The 26,875-nt window shown below is 70.8% G+C and carries 24 protein-coding genes; 16 read left to right on the top strand and 8 right to left on the bottom strand.

What is annotated here, in order from left to right:
• Positions 1 to 7 precede the first annotated feature (7 nt).
• Complete coding sequence (locus tag QM595_RS01390; RefSeq protein WP_415169729.1) at positions 8 to 730, bottom strand: hypothetical protein; 723 nt, start codon at positions 728 to 730, stop codon at positions 8 to 10.
• 63 nt (positions 731 to 793) lie between these two features.
• On the opposite strand from QM595_RS01390, the gene QM595_RS01385 reads away from it, so the two are divergent.
• Positions 794 to 1,153, top strand: a complete 360-nt coding sequence (locus QM595_RS01385; protein WP_415169728.1) for a sterol carrier family protein — start codon at positions 794 to 796, stop codon at positions 1,151 to 1,153.
• A 195-nt stretch (positions 1,154 to 1,348) separates the two neighbouring features.
• On the top strand, positions 1,349 to 2,710 hold the full coding sequence (locus QM595_RS01380) for a dipeptidase (protein WP_415169727.1): 1,362 nt from the start codon (positions 1,349 to 1,351) through the stop codon (positions 2,708 to 2,710).
• Here QM595_RS01380 and QM595_RS01375 read toward each other — a convergent pair.
• Complete coding sequence (locus QM595_RS01375) at positions 2,705 to 4,477, bottom strand: sensor histidine kinase (RefSeq protein ID WP_415169726.1); 1,773 nt, start codon at positions 4,475 to 4,477, stop codon at positions 2,705 to 2,707. The genes QM595_RS01380 and QM595_RS01375 overlap by 6 nt on opposite strands.
• Position 4,478: 1 nt before the next feature.
• Positions 4,479 to 6,257, bottom strand: a complete 1,779-nt coding sequence (locus tag QM595_RS01370) for an ATP-binding protein (RefSeq protein WP_415169725.1) — start codon at positions 6,255 to 6,257, stop codon at positions 4,479 to 4,481.
• 166 nt (positions 6,258 to 6,423) lie between these two features.
• On the opposite strand from QM595_RS01370, the gene purF reads away from it, so the two are divergent.
• From purF to QM595_RS01345, 5 genes are all read left to right on the top strand, one after another.
• Positions 6,424 to 7,899 (top strand): amidophosphoribosyltransferase, encoded by a 1,476-nt coding sequence (purF, locus tag QM595_RS01365; protein ID WP_415169724.1) that lies wholly within the window; start codon positions 6,424 to 6,426, stop codon positions 7,897 to 7,899.
• 10 nt (positions 7,900 to 7,909) lie between these two features.
• On the top strand, positions 7,910 to 8,971 hold the full coding sequence (gene purM / locus QM595_RS01360; RefSeq protein WP_415169723.1) for a phosphoribosylformylglycinamidine cyclo-ligase: 1,062 nt from the start codon (positions 7,910 to 7,912) through the stop codon (positions 8,969 to 8,971).
• 140 nt (positions 8,972 to 9,111) lie between these two features.
• The gene (locus tag QM595_RS01355) at positions 9,112 to 9,291 is read left to right on the top strand and encodes a DUF3073 domain-containing protein (RefSeq protein WP_415169722.1); all 180 of its coding nucleotides are present in this window, start codon (positions 9,112 to 9,114) and stop codon (positions 9,289 to 9,291) included.
• A 349-nt stretch (positions 9,292 to 9,640) separates the two neighbouring features.
• Positions 9,641 to 9,844 (top strand): cold-shock protein, encoded by a 204-nt coding sequence (locus tag QM595_RS01350; RefSeq protein ID WP_415169721.1) that lies wholly within the window; start codon positions 9,641 to 9,643, stop codon positions 9,842 to 9,844.
• Between the two features lie 160 nt (positions 9,845 to 10,004).
• On the top strand, positions 10,005 to 10,160 hold the full coding sequence (locus tag QM595_RS01345; protein WP_415169720.1) for a hypothetical protein: 156 nt from the start codon (positions 10,005 to 10,007) through the stop codon (positions 10,158 to 10,160).
• A gap of 31 nt (positions 10,161 to 10,191) precedes the next feature.
• Here the strand turns inward: QM595_RS01345 and QM595_RS01340 are convergent, their stop codons facing one another.
• The gene (locus QM595_RS01340) at positions 10,192 to 11,202 is read right to left on the bottom strand and encodes a hypothetical protein (protein ID WP_415169719.1); all 1,011 of its coding nucleotides are present in this window, start codon (positions 11,200 to 11,202) and stop codon (positions 10,192 to 10,194) included.
• Positions 11,203 to 11,221: 19 nt separating this feature from the next.
• Between QM595_RS01340 and QM595_RS01335 the strand changes: the two genes are divergently transcribed.
• From QM595_RS01335 to QM595_RS01300, 8 genes are all read left to right on the top strand, one after another.
• Entirely contained in the window at positions 11,222 to 12,085 is an 864-nt protein-coding gene (locus tag QM595_RS01335; protein WP_415169718.1) for an NUDIX hydrolase, read from the top strand.
• Positions 12,086 to 12,259: 174 nt separating this feature from the next.
• Positions 12,260 to 13,399, top strand: coding sequence for a phosphate ABC transporter substrate-binding protein PstS (gene pstS, locus QM595_RS01330; RefSeq protein WP_415169717.1), 1,140 nt, complete (start codon positions 12,260 to 12,262; stop codon positions 13,397 to 13,399).
• Positions 13,400 to 13,469: 70 nt separating this feature from the next.
• Positions 13,470 to 14,429, top strand: coding sequence for a phosphate ABC transporter permease subunit PstC (gene pstC, locus QM595_RS01325; protein WP_415169716.1), 960 nt, complete (start codon positions 13,470 to 13,472; stop codon positions 14,427 to 14,429).
• Positions 14,426 to 15,340 (top strand): phosphate ABC transporter permease PstA, encoded by a 915-nt coding sequence (gene pstA / locus QM595_RS01320; protein ID WP_415169715.1) that lies wholly within the window; start codon positions 14,426 to 14,428, stop codon positions 15,338 to 15,340. Before pstC ends, pstA begins: the two co-directional genes overlap by 4 nt.
• 9 nt (positions 15,341 to 15,349) lie before the next feature.
• On the top strand, positions 15,350 to 16,129 hold the full coding sequence (pstB, locus tag QM595_RS01315) for a phosphate ABC transporter ATP-binding protein PstB (protein ID WP_415169714.1): 780 nt from the start codon (positions 15,350 to 15,352) through the stop codon (positions 16,127 to 16,129).
• A gap of 267 nt (positions 16,130 to 16,396) precedes the next feature.
• A complete protein-coding gene (locus tag QM595_RS01310) occupies positions 16,397 to 17,311 on the top strand; it encodes a hypothetical protein (RefSeq protein ID WP_415169713.1) in 915 nt (304 codons plus the stop codon).
• Between the two features lie 168 nt (positions 17,312 to 17,479).
• Positions 17,480 to 18,097 (top strand): DUF47 domain-containing protein, encoded by a 618-nt coding sequence (locus QM595_RS01305; RefSeq protein ID WP_415169712.1) that lies wholly within the window; start codon positions 17,480 to 17,482, stop codon positions 18,095 to 18,097.
• Positions 18,098 to 19,111 carry an inorganic phosphate transporter gene (locus QM595_RS01300; RefSeq protein WP_415169711.1) on the top strand — a complete coding sequence of 338 codons (1,014 nt, stop codon included), beginning with the start codon at positions 18,098 to 18,100 and terminating at the stop codon, positions 19,109 to 19,111. It abuts the gene before it with no gap.
• A 2-nt stretch (positions 19,112 to 19,113) separates the two neighbouring features.
• Here QM595_RS01300 and QM595_RS01295 read toward each other — a convergent pair whose 3' ends face one another.
• Genes QM595_RS01295 through QM595_RS01285 form a run of 3 tightly spaced genes read right to left on the bottom strand, consistent with a single transcriptional unit; the run spans position 19,114 to position 23,780 of the window.
• A complete protein-coding gene (locus tag QM595_RS01295) occupies positions 19,114 to 21,273 on the bottom strand; it encodes an RNA degradosome polyphosphate kinase (RefSeq protein WP_415169710.1) in 2,160 nt (719 codons plus the stop codon).
• Positions 21,274 to 21,310: 37 nt separating this feature from the next.
• A complete protein-coding gene (locus QM595_RS01290) occupies positions 21,311 to 22,720 on the bottom strand; it encodes a hypothetical protein (protein WP_415169709.1) in 1,410 nt (469 codons plus the stop codon).
• Between the two features lie 25 nt (positions 22,721 to 22,745).
• Positions 22,746 to 23,780: a hypothetical protein gene (locus QM595_RS01285; RefSeq protein WP_415169708.1), complete on the bottom strand. Its 1,035-nt coding sequence runs from the start codon at positions 23,778 to 23,780 to the stop codon at positions 22,746 to 22,748.
• 57 nt (positions 23,781 to 23,837) lie between these two features.
• Between QM595_RS01285 and QM595_RS01280 the strand changes: the two genes are divergently transcribed.
• On the top strand, positions 23,838 to 24,914 hold the full coding sequence (locus tag QM595_RS01280) for an alpha/beta hydrolase (RefSeq protein ID WP_415169707.1): 1,077 nt from the start codon (positions 23,838 to 23,840) through the stop codon (positions 24,912 to 24,914).
• A gap of 353 nt (positions 24,915 to 25,267) precedes the next feature.
• Here QM595_RS01280 and QM595_RS01275 read toward each other — a convergent pair.
• A partial coding sequence (locus tag QM595_RS01275) for a hypothetical protein (protein WP_415169706.1) occupies positions 25,268 to 26,875 on the bottom strand: 1,608 nt, incomplete at its 5' end.

The raw sequence follows: 26,875 nt of genomic DNA, 5'->3' as shown, positions 1-26,875 counted from the left end.
GACGCCCTCACCTTGCTCGGAGCTCGGCCAGGACCGCTATCTTCTGCCAGATCTTGCGGCTCAGGCTCACTGTGAGCGCCTCGATGGTGCTGACCGTGTCCAGCACCACCTGGTCCTGGGACTCCTCCGCACACAGCGCGGCGCTCTTGCCGACCAGACTGAGCAGCTCCGAGCAGTAGTCGAGGTAGTGCTCCAGCTGCTCGGGCGTGAGGTCCATCCGCGGGCTGGAGCTGGTGGTCACGAAGGTGCTGCGGAACCGCTCCGGGTCCTTGGTGAGCTGGTGCATGTCGATGATGTGGGCCAGCGAGCGCAGCCGGTGCAGCTGCCGCAGTGTGGCCGACCGCTGCAGTCGCTCCGGGAAGCCGCGCAGGAAGAAGACCGCGATGGCGACGAAGACCAGGTCGTTGACGCTGCTCTCCAGCAGCGGCACCCAGTCCACGCCGTGCACGGTGTCGTCGACGAACGCCGCATGTAGCGCGACCACGAACACCACCACGGCCAGCGCCACGACCGCCAGCATCGCCACCCGGGAGGCGACCCGGGCGGTCCGCAGCTGCCGGCGCAGCCCGGGCGAGTCTGCCGCCACCTGCTCGACCCAGTTGACCAGCTCGCCGGCCACCCGGTGCAGCCCTCGCTCCGGGAACCTGGCGCCGATGCGCTGCTCCAGCTTCTGGACGGTCGCCAGCACCGGTGCGATCTGGAGCTTCTCCAGGCCGGCCGGTTCCGTCATGGCCCCCAACCTATCGGCGCCAACCGTCCAAGCATTTCGGACGCGCGACACTAGGGTGATCGGGTGCCCGCGCGACTCAAGCCTGCCGACCCCGTCGCCGTCCGCGAGGCGCTGGCCCGGGTAGCCGAGGGCCGCGCCGAGCGAGCCGACCTGCGGCTGCTGACCAAGCACTTCCTGGCGTTGCTGGAGGCCCGGGCGCCCGGCAAGTCGGTGGAGGTCCGGGTGCCGCCGTACGCCGCCATCCAGTGCGTCGAGGGCGTCCGCCATACTCGGGGCACCCCGCCGGCGGTCGTCGAGACCGATGCGCAGACCTGGATCGCTGTCGCGATCGGCGAACTGGCCTGGCTCGACGCGGTCGCTGACGGAAGGGTGAGTGCCAGCGGCGAGCGCACCGACCTGACGCCGTACCTCCCCCTCTCCTAGCGCCGAGAAGTCCCTATCTGCCCCTCGAAGGGTCTCTAACTGCCCTTTCCTGGGGCAATCCGGGACCTCTCGGCGGGCAATCCGGGACCTCTCGGCGGGCAATCCGGGACGTCTCGGCGGGCAATCCGGGACGTCTCGGCGGGCAATCCGGGACCTCTCGGCGACCTGGGCGCTGACGGTCGTAGGCTCGCGGTCATGAGTGACTTGCGCGCGGCCGTCCACGAGCTCCTGCCCGACCTCATCGAGGACCTCAAGGACCTGGTTCGGATCGAGTCGGTGAGTGCCGACCCCGAGCGGCTCGGCGAGGTCGAGAAGAGCGCGGCGCTGACCGCCGAGCTGTTCCGCGCCGAGGGCGTCGACGTCGAGATCGTGCGTGCCTTCGACGGCGCCCCGCCGGCGGTCATCGGGGAGAAGAAGGGCCCGGAGGGCGCCCCGACGGTGCTGCTCTACGCCCATCACGACGTGCAGCCGGAGAACGACCATGCCGACTGGGACTCCCCGCCCTTCGAGCCCACCGAGCGAGGCGATCGCCTCTACGGCCGCGGTGCGGCCGACGACAAGGCCGGCATCGCCGCCCACCTCGGTGCGCTGCGTGCCCTCGCCAGCCTCAACGAGCAGGGCGACCTGCCGGTCACGGTGCGGCTCTTCATCGAGGGTGAGGAGGAGGTCGCCTCGGCCACGCTGCCGCAGTTGCTGAAGAAGTACGAGGACCGGCTGGCCGCCGACGTCATCGTCATCGGCGACTCCGGGAACTGGGACATCGGCGTGCCCGCGCTCACCACCAGCCTGCGCGGCCTGATCCGCGTCGACGTCGAGCTGCGCACGCTGGAGCACGCCGTCCACTCCGGGATGTGGGGCGGCCTGGCTCCCGACGCGATCATGGCGCTGATCCGGCTGCTCGACACGCTGTGGACGCCCACCGGCGACCCGGCCGTCGAGGGTCTGGTCAGCGGCCCGGCGGCCGACGTCGACTATCCCGAGGAGCGGCTGCGCGCCGAGTCCGGAGCCATCGACGGCCTGTCGTGGATCGGCACCGGCTCCGCCGTCGAGCGGCTGTGGACCAAGCCCGCGATCACCGTCACCGGCTTCGACGCGCCGAAGGTGCAGGGCGCCTCCAACACCCTCACCCCGGTCGCCCGCGCCAAGGTCACTGTCCGGATCGCGCCCGGTGACACCGCCGACAACGCGGTGGCCCGGCTGCGGGAGCACCTGGAGAGGCACGTGCCCTGGGGGGCCCGGCTCACCACCACTGTCGTCGACACCGGCGAGCCGATCGCGCTGCCGGCCACCGGTCCGGCGTACGACGTCGCCCGGGCCGCCTTCGCCGAGGCTTGGGAGGGCACCGCGCCGGTGGACATGGGCGTTGGCGGCTCGATCCCGTTCATCGCCGAGTTCCTGGAGTCGTTCCCGCAGGCCAGCATCCTGGTGACCGGCGTCGAGGACCCCGACACCCGCGCCCACGGCCCCAACGAGGGGCTCCATCTTGCGGAGTTCGAGAAGGTCGTCCTCGCCGAGGCGCTGCTGCTGCGAGGACTTGGTCGAGGACTCGGTCTATGACCCCGGGTCGGCAGGCAGGCTGAGCCGGAACGTGCTGCCCCGGCGGAGCACCGACTCGACGGAGATCTCGCCCTCGTGACGGGCCGCCACCCGGCCCACGATGGCCAGGCCGAGCCCGGCGCCGGGGCGAACGCGCGCGGCCGGGTCGGCGGAGCGGAAGAACTCGTCGAACAACCTGCCCTGGTCGGCCTCCGGGATGCCGATGCCGGTGTCGCAGACCGTCAGCACCACGCCAGTGCCGGTGCGTGCCAGCTCGACCGCGACGCTCCCGCCCGGGTCGGTGAACTTGACGGCGTTGCGCACCAGATGGGCCACCGCGCCCTCCAGTTCCGTGTTCGACCCGATCACCGTCGCCGGCTCCTCGCCGAGCGTCGCGGTGAGTCTCACCTCGGCCTGCCGAGCCGTGCTGGCCACGTCGTCGACGGCGCGGCGCGCGACCGACCGCAGGTCGATGGGCCGGGGGTCCAGCCGGGTGTCGGGATCGGCCACCCGGGCGAGCAGCAGCAGATCGTCGACCACTCGTGACATCCGGTGCGCGTCGCGGGCGACCGCCGCCGCGGTGGCCGCTACCTCCTCCAGGCCGGGGTCGAGGTCCTCCCCCAGCAGTTCGACGTTGCCGACCAGTGCGGCGAGCGGGTTCTTCAGCTCGTGGGAGACGGTGGCGATCAGCTCGCTCTTGTAGTGGTCGAGCTGACGCAGCTCGGCGGCGGCCTGTCGCTCGCGCTCCAGCAGGTCGCGGTTGACCAGCACGCTGCCGAGGTCGCGGCCGATGTCGAAGAGGCCACGCAGGTCGTGCTCGGCCCACGGCCGGCCGTTGAGCGGTCGCAGCAGGGCCAACGCACCGAAGCAGCGCTCGGTGGTGCCGATCGGGGCCAGCGCCACCGAGCCGAGACCGCCCTCGTGCAGCAGCGACTCGACGATGTCGGCCTCCATGGTCCAGCTCAGGTTCCACAGCTCGCCGCGGCCGACGGCAGCGGCCGCCCTTCGCTGCCACAGCCGGCGGGCCATCACCGACGCCAGCGTCACCACCTCGGGCATGGTCGGCACCGGCGGTCCGGCGTACGACGCGAGCTCGACCGGGGTGTGGTCCTCGCCCAGCACCAGGCACCAGATGCCCACCGCCTCGAAGGCGTCCAGCAACTGCGGCGCAGACCCGGTGAGCACCTCGGCCAGGCTGGAGCCGCTGCTGGCCTGCCGCATCATCGCCGCCGCGGTCTCGACCTGGGTGGCCTCCTCGCGCAGCCGTTCTCGCTGGAGCGCCCCGAGCACGATCTTGGCGGCCTGCTCGGCGTAGCGGTCCATGATGCGCCGCTGGGCGGCATCCGGATAGCGGCCGGTGTGCGGGCTGTCCGCCGACACCATCCCCTGCATCACCCCGTCCTCGTCGAGGATCGGCGCCACCAGGGCGTCGTAGGGGTGCCAGCTGCCCGGCTCCTCCGACACCGGGATGTCCGGGATCCACGTGAACGGGTCGAACTCTTCCTGGGGCATGACGTCGTGGTGGATGAACTTGAACCATCCCCAGTCCTCGGCGACGGCGAGCTGCGACTGCAGCACCCTGACCGGCCACCGGCTCCCGAGCATCTCCTTGGCCGACTCGGCGGTGCCGTCCGCCCGGTGGCCCGGCGCGGAGGCGCTGACGGCGACGATCACGAACTCCTCGCCGGAGCGGACGTTGATCATCACGACCTCGAAGCCGACCAGCTCCGCGATGCCCTCGGCGATGAACTGCACGCTGTCGCGCATCGACTCCTCTGACCAGGCCATGTCACAGCCCTGCCAGCATCACGCGGAAGGTGGAGCCGCGCCCCAGCGCGGATTCGACCTCGACCCGGCCACCGTGGCGGCGCACGATCCGGTCGACGATCGCCAGGCCCAGCCCGGTGCCCGGCTGTCGCAGCGCGGCCGGATCGCTGGAGCGGAAGAACTCGGTGAACAGCCGGGCCTGGTCGGCCTCGCTGATCCCGATCCCCTCGTCGGCCACCGTCAGCTCCACGGTCCCGCCGTCGCGCCGCAGCGACACCGTGACGGCGCCGCCGTCGGGGCTGTACTTGACGGCATTGCTCACCAGGTTGAGCACCAGCCGGTCCAGCTCGGTCGCGTTGCCGAGCACCAGCACCGGGTCCGTGTCGGGCAGCCCCACCCGGATGCGCTGGTGGTGCTGCCGGACGGTGGCCTCGGTCAGCTGGCAGACCTCGCGCACGATCGGCACCAGGTCGACCGGGCGGTCGACGACCGGGGTAGCCGGGTCGGCCACCTTCGAGAGCAGCGCCAGGTCGTCGGCCAGCCGGACCATTCGACGGGTGCTGCGGTCCATCCCGGCCACCAGCCGGTCGGCACCGTCGGGCACCTCGAGCGAGGCCAGCCGGTCCACGTTCGTAGTGATGGTCGACAGCGGCCGGCCCAGCTCCTCGGAGACGACACCGATGAGCCGCGACTTGTAGGCGTCGAGCTCACGCAGGTCGCTGACGAGCTGCTGCTCGCGCTCGAGGGCGAGGGTGCTCAGCAGCACCTGACCGAGGTCACGGCCGACCTCGCGGATGGCCTCGATCTCGTCGGCCGACCAGCCGGGCGCGCCAACTCGGCGCCCCAGCGTGAGCGCGCCCAGGCACTCGCCGTCCACGCCCAGCGGCGCGTGCAGCACCAGCCCGAAGCCGCGCTCCTCGATCAGCGCCTCGACCGCCGCGCCCTCGTCGTCGGTGCCCGCGAAGTTGTGGCGGTAGCCGCCGACCCCGACCGCGGCGACCTGCTGTGCCCGCCACAGCCGCTCGGTCGACCGCCGGCCGATGCTGGTGAGCGGGTCGCCGACCTGTAGCAGGCTCGGCGTCGTACCGCCCCGGCCGACGATCCGGCTGGTGCCGTCGAAGACGCGGATCCAGAACCCGTCGGCGTCGAAGGCCCGGCGCAGCGGCTCGTCGATCTCGTCGACGACTGCGGTCAGCGAGGTGCTGGCGGTGCCGCGCCGGACGATGTCGCGGACGGCCGCCGCCAGCCGCACCCGGCGCTCCAGCTGCTCTCGCTCCAGCGCCTTCAGGATCGCCCGCCGTGCCTGCTCGGCGAACCGCTCCAGCCTCGCTCGCCGGGCCGCGTCCGGCCGGCGGCCGTCGTCGGGCAGGTCGATCGCCAGGGTGCCGCGCAGGGTGCCGTCGCCGTCGTACAGCGGGGCGATGAGGAGGTCGAGCGGATGCCAGTCGCCCTCGCTGTCGGGCATGGCGAGGTCGGGCACCCAGCCCCACGGCTGGTCGCCGGCGCGCTCGTGGGGCACGAACTTGAAGTGACCCCAGTCGTCAGCCTGCTCCAGGTCGGACACCAGGTGACTGGTCGGGGTGACCATCCCGGCGAGATGTGCGGCGGTCTCGACATCGCCGGCGACCGCGACCAGGTGCAGCAGCCCGTCGTCCCCAGCCACGCTGACCGTGGCCAGCCCGAAGCCGGCCAACTCGGTGACTGCCTCCGCGACCAGCTGCAGGGCGGCGCGCGTCAGCGCGTCCGGCCAGGCAGGGCCGGACGTCACAGCGCCGAGCGCGTGGGGCGTCGAGTCGGGCATCTCGCGGGTTTTCTGTCTCCGGAACGTTGGGACCCGAGAGATTGGAACATGAGAAGAACGGCGCCGCGACCGATTCATGACGTGGTTTTTACGACGATCTGGGATGGAACCTGGGGTGAAACGTTTCGGCATTGCGGAATCGGTGTACCCACCCTCCCCACGTAGGATGAGCAACGTGTGCGGCGTCTTCGGGGTGTGGGCCCCCGGCGAAGAGGTGTCCAAGCTCACCTACTTCGGCCTCTACTCACTCCAGCACCGCGGCCAGGAGTCGGCCGGCATCGCGGTGAGCAACGGCAGACAGATCCTGGTCTACAAGGACATGGGCCTGGTCTCGCAGGTCTTCGACGAGACCACTCTGGACTCGCTGCACGGCCATGTCGCCATCGGCCATGCCCGCTACTCCACGACCGGTGCCTCCACCTGGCAGAACGCCCAGCCGACCTTCCGGCCGTCCTCGGTCGGCTCGGTGGCGCTGGGACACAACGGCAATATCGTCAACACCGCCGAGCTGCGCGACCTGGTCGAGCTGCTGCCGACGCCGATCGACGAGCTCGACCTGCAGCGGTCCGGTGGCCCGGCGGCGTCGGCCACCAACGACACCAGCCTGCTGACCGAGCTGCTTGCCCATCATCCCGACCAGAGCCTGGAGGACCGCGCCGTCGAGGTGCTGCCGCGGGTTCGCGGTGCCTACTGCCTGGTCTGGATGGACGAGGACACCCTCTACGCCGCCCGCGACCCGCACGGCATCCGGCCGCTGGTTCTCGGCCGCCTCGACCGCGGCTGGGTGGTGGCCTCCGAGGACGCCGCGCTGGCCACCGTCGGCGCCTCGGTGGTGCGTGAGATCGAGCCCGGCGAGATGGTGGTGATCAACGCCGACGGGCTGCGCTCGCGCCGGTTCGCCGAGCCGCGGAAGAAGACCTGCGTCTTCGAGTACGTCTACCTTGCCCGCCCCGACGCCACCGTCAACGGCCGCGGCGTCCACGAGGCCCGCGTCGAGATGGGCCGCCAGCTGGCCCGCGAGTTCCCGGTCGAGGCCGACCTGGTCATGCCGGTCCCGGAGAGCGGTACGCCGGCCGCCACCGGCTACGCGGAGGAGTCCGGCATCCCGTTCGGCCAGGGCTTCGTCAAGAACTCCTATGTCGGCCGCACCTTCATCCAGCCGTCCCAGACGCTGCGCCAGCTCGGCATCCGGCTCAAGCTCAACGCACTCGAGCACATGATCCGAGGCAGGCGGATCGTCGTGGTCGACGACTCGATCGTGCGCGGCAACACCCAGCGCGCGCAGGTCCGGATGCTGCGCGAGGCCGGCGCTCTCGAGGTGCACGTCCGGATCTCCTCCCCGCCGGTGAAGTGGCCCTGCTTCTACGGCATCGACTTCGCCACCCGCGCCGAGCTGATCGCCAACGGCCTCGACGTGGACGAGATCGCCTCCTCCATCGGCGCCGACTCGCTCGGCTACATCTCGCTGCCCGGGATGGTCTCCGCGACGGGGCAGCCGGCCGACGGCCTCTGCGCCGCCTGCTTCACCGGCGACTACCCGGTGCCGCTGCCCGACCAGAGCCTGCTCGGCAAGCACCTGCTGGAGGTCTCGCTCTCCTCGCCGACGATGGGCAAGGCGCTGCCCGTGCTCAACAACCCCTGATCGGACGCTGATGACCAACGCATACGCTGCCGCCGGCGTCGACATCGAGGCCGCCGACCGGGCCATCGACCTGATGAAGGAGTGGGTCGCCAAGTCGCGCCGGCCTGAGGTCATGGGCGGTCTCGGCGGCTTCGCGGGCCTCTTCGACGCCTCCGCCCTGACGTCGTACCGCCGTCCGCTGCTGGCCACCTCCACCGACGGCGTCGGGACCAAGGTCGCCATCGCGCAGGCCATGGACATCCACGACACGATCGGGTTCGACCTGGTCGGGATGGTCGTCGACGACCTGGTCGTCTGTGGCGCCGAGCCGCTCTTCATGACCGACTACATCGCCACCGGTCGCGTCGTGCCCGAGAAGATCGCCGCGATCGTCAAGGGCATCGCCGAGGCCTGTGTCGAGGCCGGCACCGCGCTGGTCGGCGGCGAGACCGCCGAGCACCCCGGGCTGCTCGCCCCGGAGGAGTACGACGTCGCCGGCGCCACCACCGGCGTGGTCGAGGCCGACGAGCTGCTCGGCGCCGACCGGGTGGTCGCTGGTGACGTGGTGATCGCGATGGCCTCCTCGGGGCTGCACTCCAACGGCTTCTCGCTGGTGCGGCACGTGCTGCTCAACTCCGGATCCTTCACGCTGGAGCAGCACGTCGACGAGCTCGGCCGCACGCTGGGGGAGGAGCTGCTCACCCCGACCCGGATCTACGCCAAGCCGTGCCTGCGGCTGGCTCGGGAGGCCGGCGTACACGCGATGGCGCATGTCACCGGCGGCGGACTGGCTACCAACCTGGAGCGGGTCGTGCCCGACACCGTCACCGTCACCGTCGATCGGGCCAGCTGGACCCCGGCGCCGATCTTCTCGCTGGTCCGATCCAGCGGCGGGCTCTCCCTGGCTGACGTCGAGGCGACCCTGAACCAGGGTGTCGGCATGGTCGCGCTCGCCCCGGCCGACGCCGTCGATGGCGTGCTTGCGATCCTCGCGGAGTCCGGCATCGACGCCTGGGTGGCGGGCTCGGTCGACCCCGCCGCCGAGGGCCTGGCAGGCCGGGTTCGACTGGTCGGCAACCATCCGGGGGAGTGACGTTCGCCGCGCGCGAACAGATATTCGACAGGGTAGTGTGCGGAAACCCGGCCGGAGCAGGTAGCGTTGGCCTCACGAAAATTCTGTGAGATAGCCCGGGAGCCCTGGTGCCCCGGCCAACGTGCGAGGGGGCTGACCCTATGGGGCGCGGCCGTGCGAAAGCCAAGCAGACGAAGGTCGCCCGCGACCTGAAGTACCGCACTCACGAGACGGACTTCGGGGCGCTTGCGCGAGAGTTGCATGGCGAGCGTGATGACAACGACCAAGTCGACGACTACGACGACTGGTCGGACTACAGCCCTCGCTCCTCGAACGACTGAGCGTTCCGCCGAGAGGTCACAGATGGCCCGCCGAGAGGTCCCTGATGGCCCTTCGAGGGGTCTCGAATCGCCCCCGTTCACACCGGTGTTGCAGAACCTTCACGTCCGCGACCCGGATTTCCTGGGTCGGGACTCTTCTCAGCCGGGTCAGCATTGCTAATGTGGACCCCGCAACAGGTGCAAAGTTCCAGCTGGTCTGACGCCCGCGGAGTTTGTGATCCAACGGCGTTTCTGCTCTGTGCCCACCCGATGGGGGGGGACACCACAGGTCGGAGCGACGTGTCACCGCATCTGGTGTGGGGTCGTCGAAGTGACGACCTCTCGCCCCGACTAAGGAGTAATCGAGCACATGGCTCAGGGCACCGTTAAGTGGTTCAACGCCGAGAAGGGCTTCGGCTTCATTGCGCAGGAGGGCGGCGGCGACGACGTCTTCGTGCACTACTCGGCCATCCAGACCCAGGGCTACAAGTCCCTGGACGAGAACCAGAAGGTCGAGTTCGACGTCACGCAGGGCCCGAAGGGCCCGCAGGCGGAGAACGTCCGGCCCATCTGATCTTCGATCGGCTGGTCGCGAGGCCCCCGTCCCGGTTGCCCGGGGCGGGGGCCTCGTGCCGTTTGCCTGAAACTGCGGCGCTGGTTTGCGTTTCAACCTATTCTTGGGAGGAGAAGATCAAGGGCGAAGGACGGGGTTCGCGTTACCTCCAGGAGGGCCTGTGCATGATCAGTTCGACGTCTCGCTCGAGGACGCCGAGCTCCTGCGTGAGGTGGAGTTGACCACCAATCTCATCGTCGCTGCGAGTGAGTCCGACGGGCCGCTGTCGGTCGAGGAGATCGACGCCATTCTCGATGTGGTGAAGGGTGCCGACTAGCAGCTCGCGCTGTGTTGGATGGTCCGCTCGCTTAGCAGCTCGCGAACAGCACCGGCCCGTTCGTCAGGTCCGAGAGCACCGCCGCGCCGTTGGTCGGCCGCAGCTCCATCGTCACCAGATCGCCGCTGGCCTCGACCTTGCCGAGCGCGAACCGCTCACTGAAGTCGCCGCCCTGCCCCGGCGCCGAGCCACTCGCCAGGCTCGCCCGCGCATCGGCGTTGTGCACCGCCCGGGCGTGGCCCTCGAACGCCATCGCCACCCGTACGGCGCCACCCGGCTCGGCAGCCATCGCGAACGCCGTCATCGGGTCGACCCCGTCCACCTCCCGCAGCAGCGCCGCCGCCTGCGCCTGGTCCACGTCGTCGGCCTGGCTCATCGCCAGATGGCCACACGCGTAGTCGCCGCCGTAGACCAGCGCCGACAGCGGATCCCCGATGGCCGAGACCACTGCCGCGATCGGTTCGGCGGGGGAGTCGTCGGCATCGAGCACCGAGGCCAGGTACGCCGCGTCGTCGCTGGCGAACAGCACGCCGTCGCGGATCGCCAGGTAGCTGAACTCCGGCGCGATGCCGAGCTTCGTCGTCAGCGCACCGCCGTTCACGTCGCCCCACATGTCGTCGCGCAGCGGGTCCTCCATCGGCCTCCAGCCGGCCTCCTCGATCGCCCGGTGGACCGCCTTCGGGTCGGGCAGCCCGATCAGGTCCACGACCCCGGAGGACGACTGCGCCAGCAGCTCCCAGGACACCGACGCCGGAGAGAAGCCCAGGGTGTCGCGCAGCGCGGCCGCCGAGGTGCCCATCGCCGAGGCCGAGGTGAGGTCGGCGTCGTACCCCTTCGCGAGCAGCCGGTCCAGCGACGACTCGCCCAGCCTCTGCCGCACCGCCGCCCAGTCGGTCCACGCGTAGCGCTGCGCGTCGGCCGGCGCCAGCGCCAGCGCGGTGGCGAGCCCGGAGTGCTGCGAGGAGCGCCACCACGCCGCCCCCGCCGAGCCGGCCAGCAGAAGCAGCAGCGCCAGCCATCCGAGAACTACCCGTCGCCGCACGAACGCATACGCTACCTACATGGCGACCCCCGACATCGTCGCTGCCGGCGCCGTGGTGCTCCGGCCGGGACGTGAGGTGCTGCTCGTGCACCGCCCGAAGTACGACGACTGGTCCTTCCCCAAGGGCAAGCGCGACCGTGGCGAGCACGTCACCGCGACGGCGGTCCGGGAGGTCGAGGAGGAGACCGGGCTGCGGATCCGTCTCGGCCGACCGCTCGCCAACCAGCGCTACCGCGCCGCCAAGGGCGCCAAGCAGGTGCACTACTGGATCGGCCGGGTCGCCTCCGGGGGCTCCGACGACGTCGCCGGCTACCGGCCCAACGCCGAGATCGACGAGGTCTCCTGGGTTCCGGTCGACAAGGCTGCCCGACTGCTCACCTACCGCTATGACCAGGCCACCCTTGCCGAGGCGCTTACCGCCGCCAAGCGCACCGACACCGTCATCGTGGTCAGACACGCCGACGCCCGGGCGCGCCGGCTCTGGCACGACGAGGACCGCTCCCGGCCGCTGCTGGCCACCGGCAGGCGACAGGCTGAGCGGATCGCCACCATCCTGACGGCGTACGACGTCGGCCGGGTCGTGACCAGCAGCAGCACCCGCTGCGTCGAGACCGTGCGACCGTTCTGCGACGGCCGCGGCATCGAACCCGAGCTGGTCGACCTGCTGTCCGAGGAGGACGCCCGGCCGCGCAAGGTGCGTCAGCTGGTCCGGGCGCTCGCCGAGGCCCCCGGGCGGCCGGTTGCGGTCTGCAGCCACCGGCCGGTGCTGCCCGACATCCTCGCCGGGCTCGACCTCGAGGCGGTGCCGCTGGAGAGGGGCGCGCTGCTGGTCGCCCACCTCCGCAAGGGTCAGGTCGTCGCCGCCGAGCGCCATCTCGCGTAGCCCCCGGCGACGCCGTTCAAGAGGTAGTTCACGTGATGTCTGCCTCCCGGGCGGACGGTCGTCGCCGATTCGGCATGTTCGGTTCACGCCGCGTTCACCATTGCCCCGGGGTCCGGTCACTTCGCCTCCTTAGGTTCGGCCCGAGACAACCTCGCAGAACACAGGAGAACCGAAGTGACCATCACTTCCACCCGCCGGATCGTTCCCGGCGTGGCCGCCCTCGCGCTCGCTCTGTCGCTGGCCGCCTGTGGCGGCTCGTCGGACGACGAGACCAGCACCGACAGCACCTCGTCGGGCGACACCTCGACCGGCGGCGACGCCGCCACCGGCCTGTCCGGCACCATCGCCGCCGGCGGCTCCTCCGCGCAGGAGACCGCCCAGGAGGCGTGGCGGGCCGGCTTCGGCGCCAGCAACCCCGACGTGACCATCACCTACGACCCGGTCGGCTCCGGCACCGGTCGCGACAACTTCTACTCCGGCGCCTACGCCTTCGCCGGCTCCGACTCCGCGATCAGCGACGAGGACCTGCCGAAGGCCCAGGCCGCCTGCGGCAACTCCGACGTCATCGAGCTGCCGGTCTTCATCTCGCCGATCGACATCATCTTCAACCTGCCGGGCGTCGACAGCCTCAACCTCGACGCGGCGACCATCGCCGACATCTTCAACGGCACGATCACCACCTGGAACGACGACGCCATCGCCGACCAGAACCCGGACGTCGACCTGCCTGACACCGCGATCTCGCCGGTCCACCGCTCCGACTCCTCGGGCACCACCGACAACTTCACCGACTGGCTCTACCAGGCCAGCGGTGGCGCCTGGGCGACCGAGCACAGCAGCGACTGGCCGACCCAGGGCGGCGAGGCCGCCGAGAAGACCTCGGGCGTCATCGGCGCCGTCACCGACGGCGAGGGCACCATCGGGTACGCCGACGACAGCGCGGTCGCCACGACCGAGCTTGGCGTCGTCTCGGTCAAGGTGGGCGACACCTACGTCGCCCCGTCCGCCGACGGCGCCGCCGTCGGCCTGGCCGCCTCCGCGCCGGTCGAGGGCCGCTCCGCGAGCGACCTGGCCTACGCGATCAACAGGACGGCCACCGACGCCGGCATCTACCCGGTGTTCATGGCGTCGTACTTCATCGCCTGCTCGACCTATAGCGACGCGGCCACCGCCGACATCGTGAAGGCGTTCGGCAAGTACATCGTCTCCGACACGGGTCAGAAGGCCGCGGCGGCCAACGCGCTCTCCGCGCCGATGCCGTCCGACATCGCCGCGAAGGCGGATTCGATCCTCGACGGCATCACGGCCGGCTGACGCACCAACACCACCCAGCGGCGGGGCCGGCTCGGCCCCGCCGCTGCGGCAGTCAACCTTCAGGAGATCCGTGAGCACCACATCAGACGTCAAGAGCCCAACAGAGCCGGAACTGGCCAAGAAGGGCTCCTTTGGCCTCGGCGACCGGGTCTTCTCCGGCCTCGCGCTGGCCGCGGGCATGACGATCCTCGTCGCCCTCGCGGCCGTCTTCGTCTTCCTCGCGATCAAGGGTGCGCCGGGCTTCTCGGCCGACTCCGAGGTCTACGGACCCGCCTCGGACAACTTCTGGGGGTACGTCGGCCCGCTGGTCTACGGCACTGTGCTCGCCGCCGTCATCGCGCTGCTGATCGCCGTCCCCTTCTCGTTCGCGCTGGCGCTGTTCATCAGCCACTACGCGCCGCGCCGCATCGCCGCTCCGGTCGCCTACGTCATCGACCTGCTCGCCGCGGTGCCCTCGGTCGTCTTCGGCCTCTGGGGCGCTCGCTCGCTCGCCGTCGCCTCCCAGCCGGTGCAGGACTGGCTCGGCAAGTATCTCGGCTGGCTGCCGTTCTTCGAGGGGCCGCCGTCCTCCACCGGGCGCACCATCCTGGTGGCCGGCGTGGTGCTGGCCATCATGTGCATCCCGATCATCACCGCGATCAGCCGGGAGGTCTTCGCGCAGACCCCGCAGCTCCACGAGGAGGCGGCGCTGGCGCTCGGCGCCACCCGCTGGGAGATGATCCGCTATGCGGTCTTCCCGCACTCCCGCTCCGGCATGGTGGCCGCCGTCATGCTCGGCCTCGGCCGGGCGCTCGGCGAGACGATGGCGGTCGCGATGGTGCTCTCGGCGACGCCGATCGTCACTCTCAACCTGATCTCGTCGACCAACCCGGCCACGATCGCGTCCAATATCGCCTCGAAGTACAACGCGGAGGACACCCGCATCCAGACGGTCCTCCTCGCGACCGGTCTGGTGCTGTTCGTCTTCACGTTCGCCGTCAACTTCGCGGCGCGCTGGGTCGTCGGCCGTAGCGAGAGGAACTCCAGGTGAGTGCAACGACCGCTCCCGAGGCCGGCGCGCCCCGGCTCAAGACCAACCGCAAGCTGGTCGACCGGACCGTCACCGGCGTCATCTGGGCCGCCTTCCTGCTCATCCTGGTCCCGCTCGTGTGGCTGCTGTGGACGGTGCTCAGCCACGGCCTCTCGGCCATCAACGGCGACTTCCTGACCAACGACATGGTGCAGCGGCTCGACCCGGAGACCGGCAAGCTCGTTGTCGGTGCCGGCCTCAAGCACGCGCTCATCGGCACCCTGCTGATCACCTTCGGCGCCGTCGTCATCTCGGTGCCGGTCGGCCTGTTCACGGCCATCTACCTGGTCGAGTACGCGAAGGGCAACCGGATCGGCCGGATGGTCACCTTCCTGGTCGACGTCATGACCGGCATCCCCTCGATCGTCGCCGGTCTCTTCGCGCTGGCGCTGTTCACGCTGATCTTCGGCGTCGGCACCCGAATGGGCATCATGGGCTCCATCGCGCTCTCGCTGCTGATGATCCCGACGGTGGTCCGCTCCGCCGAGGAGATGATGCGGCTGGTCCCGGCCGACCTGCGCGAGGCGTCGTACGCTCTCGGGGTGCCGAAGTGGCGCACCATCATGAAGGTGGTCATCCCGACCTCGCTGGCCGGCATCATCACCGGCATCGTGCTGGCGATCTCCCGGGTGATCGGCGAGACCGCGCCGCTGTTGGTCGCCGTCGGCACCTTCGAGGCCGTCAACACCAACCTGTTCAGCGACCGGATGATGACGCTGCCGGTGTTCATCATGTCCCAGTACGGCCAGGCGACGCCCGAGGGCTACGACCGGGCCTGGGGCGGTGCGCTGATCCTCATTGTCATCGTGATGCTGCTCAACCTCGCGGCTCGCATCATCAGCAAGATCTTCGCCCCCAAGACCGGGCGCTAGGAGCAACACATGGCCAAGAGCATCGACGTCTCCGACGTCAACATCTACTACGGCGACTTCAAGGCCGTCGAGGGCGTCAACATGACGATCAAGGCGAAGGCGGTGACCGCCTTCATCGGCCCCTCCGGCTGCGGCAAGTCCACCTTCCTGCGCACCCTCAACCGGATGCACGAGGTGATCCCGGGCGCACACGTCGAGGGCAAGATCACCGTCTCCGGGCAGGACCTCTACGACCCCGGCGTCGACCCGGTCGAGGTGCGCCGGATGATCGGCATGGTCTTCCAGCGGCCCAACCCGTTCCCGACCATGTCGATCTACGAGAACGTCCTGGCCGGCAACCGGCTCAACTCCAAGCGGATCCCCAAGTCCGAGGCCGACGCCATCGTGGAGCGGTCGCTGCGCGGCGCCAACCTCTGGGAAGAGGTCAAGGACCGGCTGAGCCGGCCCGGCATGGGCCTCTCCGGCGGTCAGCAGCAGCGGCTGTGCATCGCCCGGGCGATCGCGGTGGAGCCGCAGATCCTGCTCATGGACGAGCCCTGCTCCGCGCTCGACCCGATCTCCACCGCCGCGGTCGAGGACCTGATCCACGAGCTCAAGGACCAGTTCACGATCGTGATCGTGACCCACAACATGCAGCAGGCCGCCCGGGTCTCCGACGACACCGGCTTCTTCAACCTCAAGGCGGCCGGCCAGCCCGGGCACCTGGTGGAGTTCAACCCCACCAAGAAGATGTTCACCAACCCCGACAACGAGTCGACCGAGGCTTATATCAGCGGTCGCTTCGGCTGATCCCCCTGGCGCGCGGCTTCGCGGGCACCTGACGTTTTGCACGGCGACACGCCGAAAACGCGTGCAGAACGTCAGGTGCGCGGCGGCCCTTGTGGATGATCGACGTCACGGTTTCGAGACTCGGGGCATGCTCGCCGCATGGATGTCTCGGACCTCAGGCATGCGGGTGTGGTCTTGCCGGTCAGGACGGATCCGCGCGGTATGGGCGGTCCGACCCGTCGGGAGGCGGCCGGTCCTCATTGGCGAGCCGTCGGCCGAGGCTGGTTCGTGCCGTCTCACGTCGATCCGAGAGCGGCGGAGCAGCGCATCGTCGAGGCAGCCGTCCGGTTGCCGTCGGGTGGCGCGGTCACCGGCTGGGCCGGTCTGCGCTGGGGCGGTGGCGCCTACTTCGGCGGCCACGATCCAGCAGGTGGGCACCTGCCGGTCCCGTTGGCCCTCGACAACCATCGCAAGCTCCGGCCGCAGCCGGGCGTCGAGCTGTGCGAGGAGTTCCTGGCTGTCGACGACATCACTCGGGTCGACGGGCTCCCGGTGACCGTCCATCCGCGCTCGGTCTGTCGCATCCTACGTACGACGCCCAGTCTGGAACGCCGGGTCGCAGCGCTGGACATGGCCGCCTTCTACGACCTCTGCTCGCTGCAGGAGGTTCTCGACTACGCGCGGGCGCGGCTGGCCGGCCGTCCGCACGTCACCCGGATCTGGTCGGCGCTGCCGCACGCCAGCGAGAACAGCTGGTCCCCGCGGGAGCCGGTGATGCGGCTGATCTGGACCCGTGTCGCAGGACTTCCGGAGCCCTTGGTCAACGTGCCCTTGTTCGACCGTTGGGGAAGCCACCTGGTCACCCCCGACCTGCTTGATCCCGCGACCGGCGTCGTCGGGGAGTACGACGGGGCCCAGCACGGCGAGCTGCGACCCCGGGAGCGCGACCTGGGTCGTGAGGAGCTCTATCGGGATCTCGGGCTGGAGCTGGTCACGATGGTCTCGGCCGACAACCGCGACCGTGACGGCTTCGTCCGCCGGCTGCGCTCGGCGTACGACCGTGCCTCCCGGCGGCCGCGGTCCGCCGCGTGGACTCTCCAGCAGCCGCACTGGTGGGTCGACACCAGCACCGTGGCCCGGCGCCGGGCGCTCGATGAGGAGCAGCGGCGAGTCTGGCTGCGCCGCCAGCAGGTGGCCGCCTGACGGTAGCCCGACCCCGGGGCACCTGACGTTCCGTACCACGACACGCCGTAACGGCGTGCAGGATGTCAGGTGCCCGGAACAGGGGGTGTCTACCCATCAGTTGCGCCGGAGGCAGACCCACCCCCTAGAGTGGTCGCGCGTTCGTCCCCGACTCTCCGGGAGTTCCCTGTGCGTTTGCGCATCCGTCCGGTCGACACGACCTTCTACGACCTCTTCACGGAGTCGGCCAACCATCTGGTGACCGGTGCCGGGCTGCTTGCCGAGATGCTCGGCGAGTCGGCCGATCAGGAGGATGTCGCCCGGCGCATGCGGGCGGCCGAGCACGACGCCGACGAGACCACCCACGCCATCGTCAAGCGCGTCAACCAGGTCTTCGTGACGCCCTTCGACCGCGAGGACATCTACTCGCTGGGCTCGGGGCTGGACGACATCATGGACCTGATGGACGAGGTCGTCGACATGATCCTGGTCTACGAGGTCAAAGTGCTGCCGCCGGACCTCTCCGACCAGGTGGCGGTGCTGCAGCGCTGCGCCGAGCTCACCGCCGCGGCCATGCCCAACCTGCAGGCGATGAAGTCGCTGGAGGAGTACTGGATCGAGATCAACCGCCTGGAGAACACCGGCGACCGCAACCATCGGCGCATCCTGGCGACGATCTTCTCCGGCGAGTTCAAGGCCGTCGAGGTGCTCAAGCTCAAGGACATCGTCGAGGCGCTGGAAGCGGCCATCGACGGCTTCGAGCGGGTCGCCAATATCATCGAGCAGATCGCACTCAAGGAATCCTGAGTGGAGCTCGCCATCGTCGTGACGGTGGTCGTCGTCGCGCTCGCGTTCGACTACACCAACGGCTTCCACGACGCCGCCAACGCCATCGCGACCTCGGTCTCGACCCGGGCGCTCACCCCCCGGGTGGCGCTCATCCTCGCGGCGGTGATGAACTTCGTGGGGGCGCTGCTCGGCCAGAAGGTCGCCCACACGGTGGCCGACACCATCGCGATCGACGGCGACGACGCCAAGCACGCGCTCGTCATCGTGCTGGCGGCGCTGCTCGGCGCCATCGCCTGGAACCTCATCACCTGGTACTTCGGGCTGCCCTCGTCCTCCTCGCACGCCCTCATCGGCGGCCTGGTCGGCGCCGCGCTCGCGGCCGGACCCGGCCTCGCCGACATCCACTGGACCACCATCGTCGACAAGGTGCTCATCCCGATGGTCGCCTCGCCGGTGGTCGGCTTCTGCCTGGCCTTCGCGGTGATGCTGGCGGTGATGTGGATCTTCCGCAACCATCCCGCGACGAGGGTCTACCGTGGCTTCCGGATGCTGCAGACCGTCTCGGCCGCTGCCCTCGCGCTCGGCCACGGCCTGCAGGACGCACAGAAGACGATGGGCGTGATCTTCCTGGCGCTGGTCGCCTCCGGCCACGCCACCGCCGGCGACGACCTGCCGCTGTGGGTGATCATCTGCGCGGCGGGCGCGATCTCGCTCGGCACCTACTCCGGCGGCTGGCGGATCATGCGCACGCTGGGCCGCAAGATCATCCACCTCGACCCGGCCCGCGGCTTCTCGGCCGAGGCGGTCGGGGCGACCGTGCTCTACACGACGGCGTTCGCCTGGCACGCGCCGATCTCGACCACGCACACCATCACCAGCGCGATCATGGGCGCGGGCGCCACCAAGCGGTTCTCGGCGGTCCGCTGGGGGGTGGCCGGCAATATCCTGGCCGCCTGGGTGCTCACCTTCCCGGCGGCGGGAGTGGTGGCCGCGGCGGCGTACCAGATCCTCCGCCTGGCCCTGGGCGTCTGAGCTCAGGAGTCCGAGCGCACGAACGTCGCCCGGCGTCGCCGGTGCTGCTCGATGAGGGTCTCCTGCATGTCGACGGTGCCGTCGTTGCGGTGCCAGGTCCCGTCGGGCCCGAGCAGCCAGGCGCGAGTGTCGTCGGCGAAGGCCAGGTCGAAGAGCTCCCCGACGCCGGCCACGTGGTCGGTCAGCGGCAGCTTCACCAGCACCTCGACGCGGCGGTCCAGGTTGCGATGCATCATGTCCGCCGACCCGATCCACATCACCGGCTCGCCGTCGTTCTCGAACCAGAACGCGCGGGAGTGCTCCAGGAACCGGCCCAGCACCGAGCGCACCTCGATCGTCTCCGACAGCCCCGGCACGCCGGGCCGCAGCGCGCAGATGCCGCGCACCAGCAGTTGCACCGGCACGCCCGCCTGCGAGGCGAGGTAGAGCGCGTCGATGATCGCCTCGTCGACCACCGAGTTGGCCTTGAGCCGGATCCGCGCCGGCCGGCCGGCCTGGTGGTGGGCGATCTCGGCGTGGATCTGCTCGACCAGTCCGGTCCGGGCCGAGTCGGGGGCGACCAGGAGCTCGTCGTACGACGCCGAACGGGACCAGCCGGAGAGGTTGTTGAACAGGTGCGCGACGTCTTCGCCGATCTGCTCGTTGGTCGTGATCAGGCCGTAGTCCTCGTAGAGCCGTGAGGTCTTGGGGTTGTAGTTGCCGGTGCCGATGTGGGTGTAGCGCCGGATGCCGTACTGTCCCTCGTCGCGCACCACCATCGCCAGCTTGCAGTGGGTCTTCAGGCCGATCAGCCCGTAGACCACGTGGCAGCCGGCCTGCTCCAGCTTGCGGGCCCAGCGGATGTTGGCCTGCTCGTCGAAGCGCGCCTTGATCTCGACCAGCACCAGCACCTGCTTGCCCGACTCGGCGGCGTCGATGAGGGCGTCGATGATCGGCGAGTCGCCGGAGGTGCGGTAGAGGGTCTGCTTGATCGCCAGCACGTTGGGGTCGGCCGCGGCCTGCTCGATGAACCGCTGCACGCTGGTGGCGAAGGAGTCGTAGGGATGGTGGAGGAGTACGTCGCGCCGGCGGGCCGCCTTGAAGACGTCGACCGGCGCCGCCGACTCCACCTCGGCCAGTCGATGGTGGGTGGTCGGCACGAACGCGGGGTACTTCAGCTCCTCGCGGTCGATGTCGGCGATGCCGTGCAGGCCGCGCAGGTCGAGCGGACCGGGCAGCTTGAAGACCTCGGCCTCGGAGATGTCCAGCTCGGAGACCAGCAGCTCCAGCACGAAGTCGGAGATCGACTGCTCCACCTCCAGCCGCACCGGCGGCCCGAAGCGGCGCCGCAGCAGTTCCTTCTCCAGCGCGGCGAGCAGGTTCTCGGCGTCGTCCTCCTCGACCTCGAAGTCCTCGTTGCGGGTCACCCGGAAGGTGTGCACCTGGAGGATCTCCATGCCCGGGAAGAGCCGCTTGAGGTGCTCCCCGATGACGTCCTCCAGCGGCACGAACCGGTCGTTGCCCAGCGGCACGAACCGGGAGAAGTTGGAGGGCACCTTGACCCGGGCGAAGTGCTCCTTGCCGGTCTTCGGGTCGCGCAGCAGCACGGCCAGGTTGAGCGAGAGGCCGCTGATGTAGGGGAACGGGTGGGCCGGGTCGACCGCCAGCGGGGTGAGCACCGGGAAGACCCGCTCCTTGAACAGCTTCTTGCAGAACTTCTGCTCGGTGGGGTTGAGGTCGGCCCAGCGGACCAGCTCGATGCCCTCGTTCCACAGCGCCGGGGTGAGCTGGTCGGTGAAGACCCTCGCGTGCCGCTCGGAGAGCTCCCGGGTGGCCTCCCAGATCCTCTCCAGCACCTCGCGCGGCATCAGCCCGCTGGCCGCGCGCACCGCGACGCCGGCGGCGATGCGCCGCTTCAGGCCGGCCACCCGGACCATGAAGAACTCATCGAGGTTGGAGGTGAAGATCGCCAGGAACCGCACCCGCTCCAGCAGCGGCAGCGACTCGTCCTCGGCCAGCTCCAGCACCCGCTGGTTGAACCGCAGCCAGGACAGCTCGCGGTCCAGGAACCGGTCCTCGAACTTCTCCACCGACGACAGCTCGTCGTGGTCGGGCACATAGGGCGGCTCGATCTCGAAGGACTCAACTGTCCCGAGGTCGTGCTCGGTCTCCTCCACGGTCATGCACCTCAGTGTGACACCTCCCGGTGAACGGCGGGTGTCAGAACTTGCGGCTCTTCCCGCTCCGGGAGCTGGAGCGGGAAGAGGACCGGCCACCGCCGAAGGAGCGACGCGAGGAGGAACTGCGCGAGGACGACCGGGACGACCACGACCGGCTCGACCCGGACGGCGATGACGACCAGCCGCCACCGCGTCCCGAGCCACCGTCGGAGAGCCAGCTGAACGTCGTCGGCGTACGCCGCGGCCGGGCCGGGGTGAGGGCGGTACCGGGCGTCGTACGGATCCGCTCCATGCGGTCGTCGTCGAACCGCCGGACCTGCCAGTAGCCGTTGACATAGGGCCGGCTGAGCCGGTCGGCCTGCCAGTAGGGCCGCTCGCCGGCAGGCGTGGCGAGCATCCGGGTGGGCGGCACCTGCTGGGCGTCGAGCAGCAGCGCGCAGGCGTGGCAGACGTGGACCTTGCGCGCCTTGCCGCCCTCGGGGGTGAAGTCGCGCTCGTCGGTGCTCGGGCCGTGCCGGGGGTCGAAGAAGCACGGCGCGGTCCGCTCCGGCACCGGTCGGCCGGCGCTCAGCGCGTCGATGCGGACCAGCTCGTAGCGGGCGTCGGAGAGCCGCTTGGTGACCTGCTCGGCCTCCTCGGGGGTGTCCATCAGCTTCGGGTCGTCGAGCCGGTGGCGGACCTCCTCGACCAGGTCGAGGACTCGTCGTACCGCCTGGGGCAGATCGCCGTCGGGATCGCCGGAGTAGGTCGGCAGCGCCCCGACCCTCGTCTCCAGCTCGATCACCTCCTCGGTGAGCGCCGGCCGCAGCGCCTCGGCCACCTCGCGGTCGGCCCGGCCCCGGGTGCGGTGACGGAGGTAGGCGCGCAGCCCGCACCAGCCGGCGACGAGCACCGCGAGGCCCGCCAGCAGCCCGCCGATCACCGGCCCGGGATTGAGCTCCTCCTCGCCGGCGGTGCCGAGGAACGCCTCGATCATGTCGTCGTATGCCGGCGCGCAGCAGTCCACCGCGTCGTCGACCCCCTTCTCGACCTGATAGGTCGGACCGTCCTCGGCCCATTGGTTGGTGGTGAACGAGCGGCCGCCGTCGGAGCTCATGGCGTCGATCAGCAGCAGGTAGGTGCCGTCGGCGCCGACATGGTCGTAGATGGCGCCGAGCAACTCCATGGGGTCGCCCCGGACCGGATCCCAGCCGGCGGTCTGGAGGGAGTCGGCGGTGACTACCGCGATCCGCACCGGGCCGGGGGTGTCCGCCGCCAGCCGGTCCAGGTCCGCGATCCGGTCAGGGGTCAGGCCGCCATGCCCGAGCGCGTCGTCGGCGACGTAGAGGCCGGGCCGGGCGAGGTGGCCGGCCACTTCGCCGGCGTACCTGTCGAGGTCGGTGTCGGCGTGACCGGGCGAGCCGGTCAGCAGCACCAGCAGGAACGCGATCGCCAGGATCCGCAGGGGCACTCTCAGGACCTTTCCCAACACGTTCTCACGGTGTCATCTCCTCGAAGCAGGCCCGACACACGGGCACGGGTCGTGGCACGCCGCCGGGCGGCGCCCACATCACGTCGGCGACCGAGACGCCGTGCGTCGGGTCGCGGAAGCAAGGCACCCGCCGCGGTGGCGGGGGAGCGCCGGCGAGCAGGGCCCGGGCGCAGGCGTGCCGCCAGCGGGCGTACTCCACCACGTCGCCGAGCCGCCTCAGCTCCTCGTCCGAGGTCACCGTCTCGACGCGGCGCGAGCAGTCGGCGTAGGCGTCCAGCGCCGCCTGTAGGTGGTCGCGGACGACCGGGTCGGTGCCGGGGACGTCCGCCCGGTCGAGTTCCTCGCCGAGTCTGGTGACATCCTCGCGGGCGAGCGCGAGCCGCTTCTCGAGGGTGTCGCGCTCGTCGTCGTACGTCGCCCAGGCGGGTCGGTAGTCGGCCCGGCCGCCCCACCGCTCGCCGGACGGACGCCGGCCGGAGCACCGCCTCAGCCAGACGTAGGTGGCGCCGGCGGCCGCCAGCACCGCCAGCAGTGCCACCACCAACCAACCCCGAGGGAAGCCGCCCGAGCCGCCGGGCCCGCCCGGCGCGCCGAGTTCGTCGAGCACCTCCTCGACCACCTCGGCCTGCTGCCCGACGGTGTGGTCGGCGACGGCGTCGGCCATCAGCTGACCGACCTGCTCGTCGCCGTCGCGCAGCGGGTCGTAGGAGGCGGCGAAGGTGCCGATCCCGCCGAAGCTGGCGATCACGATGCCGCCGATGCCGTCCGGGGTGCGGTCCTCGAGCTCGTCGAGCAGTGTCAGCGCCCGCTCGGGCTCGGCACCGGGCCGGTTCTCCAGCGCGGTGGCTGGCAGCACGGCGACGTAGACGTCGTCGCGCCACCCCTCGATCCGGTCGGCCAGCGCGCTCGCCTGGGTCGGGCTGAGAGCGCCGGCCTCCGGGCTGAGGTAGACCGGGCCGTCGCGCCAGCCCGCCTCCGCCGCGTCGACATAGGGGTCGTCGGCGACGGCGAGCGACAGCACGGCGGCGAGGAGGAGCACGGCGACGTTCTACCCATCGCGAGCGCGATTGGAACCTCACGCGGTAGGTTCGCAGTCGTGAAGCGCTTGACTCGTCCGGCGACGTACGCCATCTCCACGCTCGGCAACACGGTGACCACCACGGTGGGCTCCGCCGAGAAGCTGACCTTCGACAGTGCGATGACGCTGCCGGCCCCGGCGCAGCGGGCGCTGGCCGGGCGGCCGGTGAAGGTCGACGGGCAGGTGCTCGCCGTCGACGTACAGCTGATGCTGCGGCTGGCGAAGGCGGCCGGGCCGGCGGTGGAGACGCTGCCGATCGAGAAGGGCCGCAAGGTGATGCAGCGCCAGACTGTGCTCTCCGGCGGCGAGGAGCCGGTCGGCAAGGTGCAGACGGTGTGGACCGACGGCGGCAAGGCCCGGCTCTACACCCCGACTGGTGTCGAGGCGCCGGGGCCGCTGCTGGTCTTCTACCACGGCGGTGGGTTCATCTACGGCGACCTCGACTCCCACGACGCGGCGGTCAGGTTCCTGTGCGAGAAGTCGGGCGTGCGGGTGCTGTCGGTCGAATACCGGCTGGCGCCCGAGGCGCTCTTCCCAGCGGCCGCGGAGGACGCGCTGGCGGCGTTCGGGTGGGCGAGGCAGCACGCCGAGGCGCTGGGCGCGCTGCCCGACCGGATCGGCGTGGGCGGCGACTCCGCCGGCGGCAACCTGGCCGCGGTGGTGGCGCTGCAGACCACGACCGAGTGCGCCTTCCAGCTGCTGGTCTACCCGGTCACGCAGCTGGAGATCGAGACCCGCAGTCGGGAGCTGTTCCGGACCGGCTTCTATCTCACCAAGGACTTCATGGACCTGGCGATGAGCAGCTACGTCCCCGCCGACGTCGACCCGGTCGACCCGCTGCTGTCCCCGCTCGCCGTCGAGGTGCCGGCCGGGGTCGCTCCCGCGTTCGTCGCCACCGCCGGCTTCGACCCGCTGCGCGACGAGGGCGAGCAGTACGCCGCCAAGCTGGCTGAGGCGGGGGTGCCGGTCGAGTCCTGGCGCTACGCCGACCAGATCCACGGCTTCTTCAACACCCTCAAGGTGCCGACGGCCAGGGCCGCCTGCGCCGACATCGCCGACGCCCTCCACAAGCTGGCGATCCCCAACGCCAGCTGACGCAACACCAACCGTGACCAGGCGCAAACTGACTCTCAAACCCCGCCGAGCAGGCGCAAACTGACACCTAAAAGCCGGTGACCGGGCGCAAACTGTCACCCGAAGGTCGGTGACCGGGCGCAAACTGTCACCCGAAGGTCGGTGACCGGGCGCAAACTGACACCCGAAGGTCGGTGACCGGGCGCAAACTGACATGGCCAAGATGTCGCGTGAGGCCTGCGCCAGCAGTCTGTCGGACCCCAGCGACCCAAGCGCCGAGTGGGCCGTGTCAGTTTGCGTCCGGTCACCGCGTCTTGATTGTCAGTTTGCGCCCGCTCACCGGTTTATGGGCGTCAGTTTGCGCCTGGTCACGGCTAGCGGCGGGTGACCTCGGGGCGCCAGCGCAGGATCTCGCGGGTGAACGCCTCTGGGTCGACCATCTTGCCGTCGACGACGACCGGGTGGGTGCCGGGGGTGGCCAGCTCCACGCGCCAGCGACGCTGGCCCGGCCGGCCGTTGATGCGTACGTCGATGTCGCGGTCGTAGAGGTCGAAGCGGTGGTGCTCGCCGCGGTGCTGGATGTCGAGGACCCCGTTGTCGTTGACCGTCACGTCGGCGCCGGGCGCGGTCGAGAACGACCGCGCCGCCGGCACGGTGACCGGCTCCGTCTCGCGGTCGGCGACCTCGGGAGCCGAGTCGGCGGAGGCGGGGGAGGAGTCGGAGCGCTGGGAGTCCACCTCCGCCCAGGCCGACCTGAGCCATGCCTGCCCGGTCTCGCCGACCCCTGGCGGCAGCTCGGTCTCGGCGGTCGGCGGGGTGTCGAACAGCTCCGACCTGATCGCCGGGATCGCGCCTGTCTCGTCCAGCGACCGGGCCACTTCCGGCTCGATCGCCGTCGGCGTCTCCAGGGCCGCCTGCAGCGCGGCAAGGCTGCGCTTGCTGGGCCGGCCGGTCAGCGACCTGGCGACGGCGGTACGCAGTGCGAGCAACTCCTGAGCCAGCTCGTTGGCGCGCCTCTCGGCCGCGAGCCGCTCGCGCAGCGCGGTCTCCACCAGCCCGGTGTTGTGACGGATCGACGACTCGACGGCCTGTCGGTCGATGGACACCTTCGCGGCGGCGTCCTCAGCCTCGCCGCGCAGCCGGTGCGCCTGCGCAGCCTGCTCGGCGGCGGCGCTGGCCCTGGCAAGCGCCTCCTCGGCGCGACGCTCCGCCTCTTCGCGATCCCGTACGGCGGCGAGGGCGGTGTCGGCCTGGGTCTTGGCCGCCTGGGTGGCTGCCTCGCGGGCGGCCTGGGCGAGGACCGCCGCCTCCTCGGCCGAGAGCCGGGCCTCCAGCGCCTCCATCACCTGGGCGGCGGCTGCCTGCTCGGCGGCCAGCCTGGCGGCGACCGCCTCCTGCGCCGTCCGCTCCGCCGCCTCGCGCGCGGTGACCGCCTCCTGCAGTTGCCCGGTCAGTTCGACCAGTCGCTGCTCGGCGGACTCCCGCCCCGCGTGCGCCTGGTCGGCCGAGGCCGCCCTCTCGGCGGCGGCGCTCTCGGCCCGCAGCCGCAGCTCGTGGGCCTCGGCCGCCTCGTTGGCCTTGACGGTGGCGAAGCCCTCGGCGGCGATCCGGGAGGCCGCCGCCGACTCGGCCTCGCGGAGCTTGGCGGTGGTGGTGCGCTCCAGGTCGACCCGTACGGCGGCGTGCTCGGCGACCTCCCTCGCGGTGGCCTCGCGAACAGCGGCAACCTCCGCAGCGGCGGCGTCCCGGACGGCCGCCGCCTCGGCGTACGCCTCGTCCCGCAGCCGTTGCGCCTGCGCCAGCGCCTCCTCGGCGGCCTGCCGGGCGGCATGGGCCTCGGCCGCCGATCGGGCGGCCTCCTCGGCCGCGGCCTCGGCGGCGGTACGACGCTGATGGGCCTCGTCGGCCTCGCCCGCCCGTGCCTGCCCGGCCTGCTCGGCTGCCAGCCGCGCCTGGTGCGCGGCCTCCGCCTCCGCGGCCCG

The organism is Nocardioides sp., assembly GCF_047607185.1.
GTDB lineage: Bacteria > Actinomycetota > Actinomycetes > Propionibacteriales > Nocardioidaceae > Nocardioides.
The sequence above is the reverse complement of the archived record's forward strand: the minus strand, read 5'-3'. Positions and strand labels throughout refer to the sequence as shown.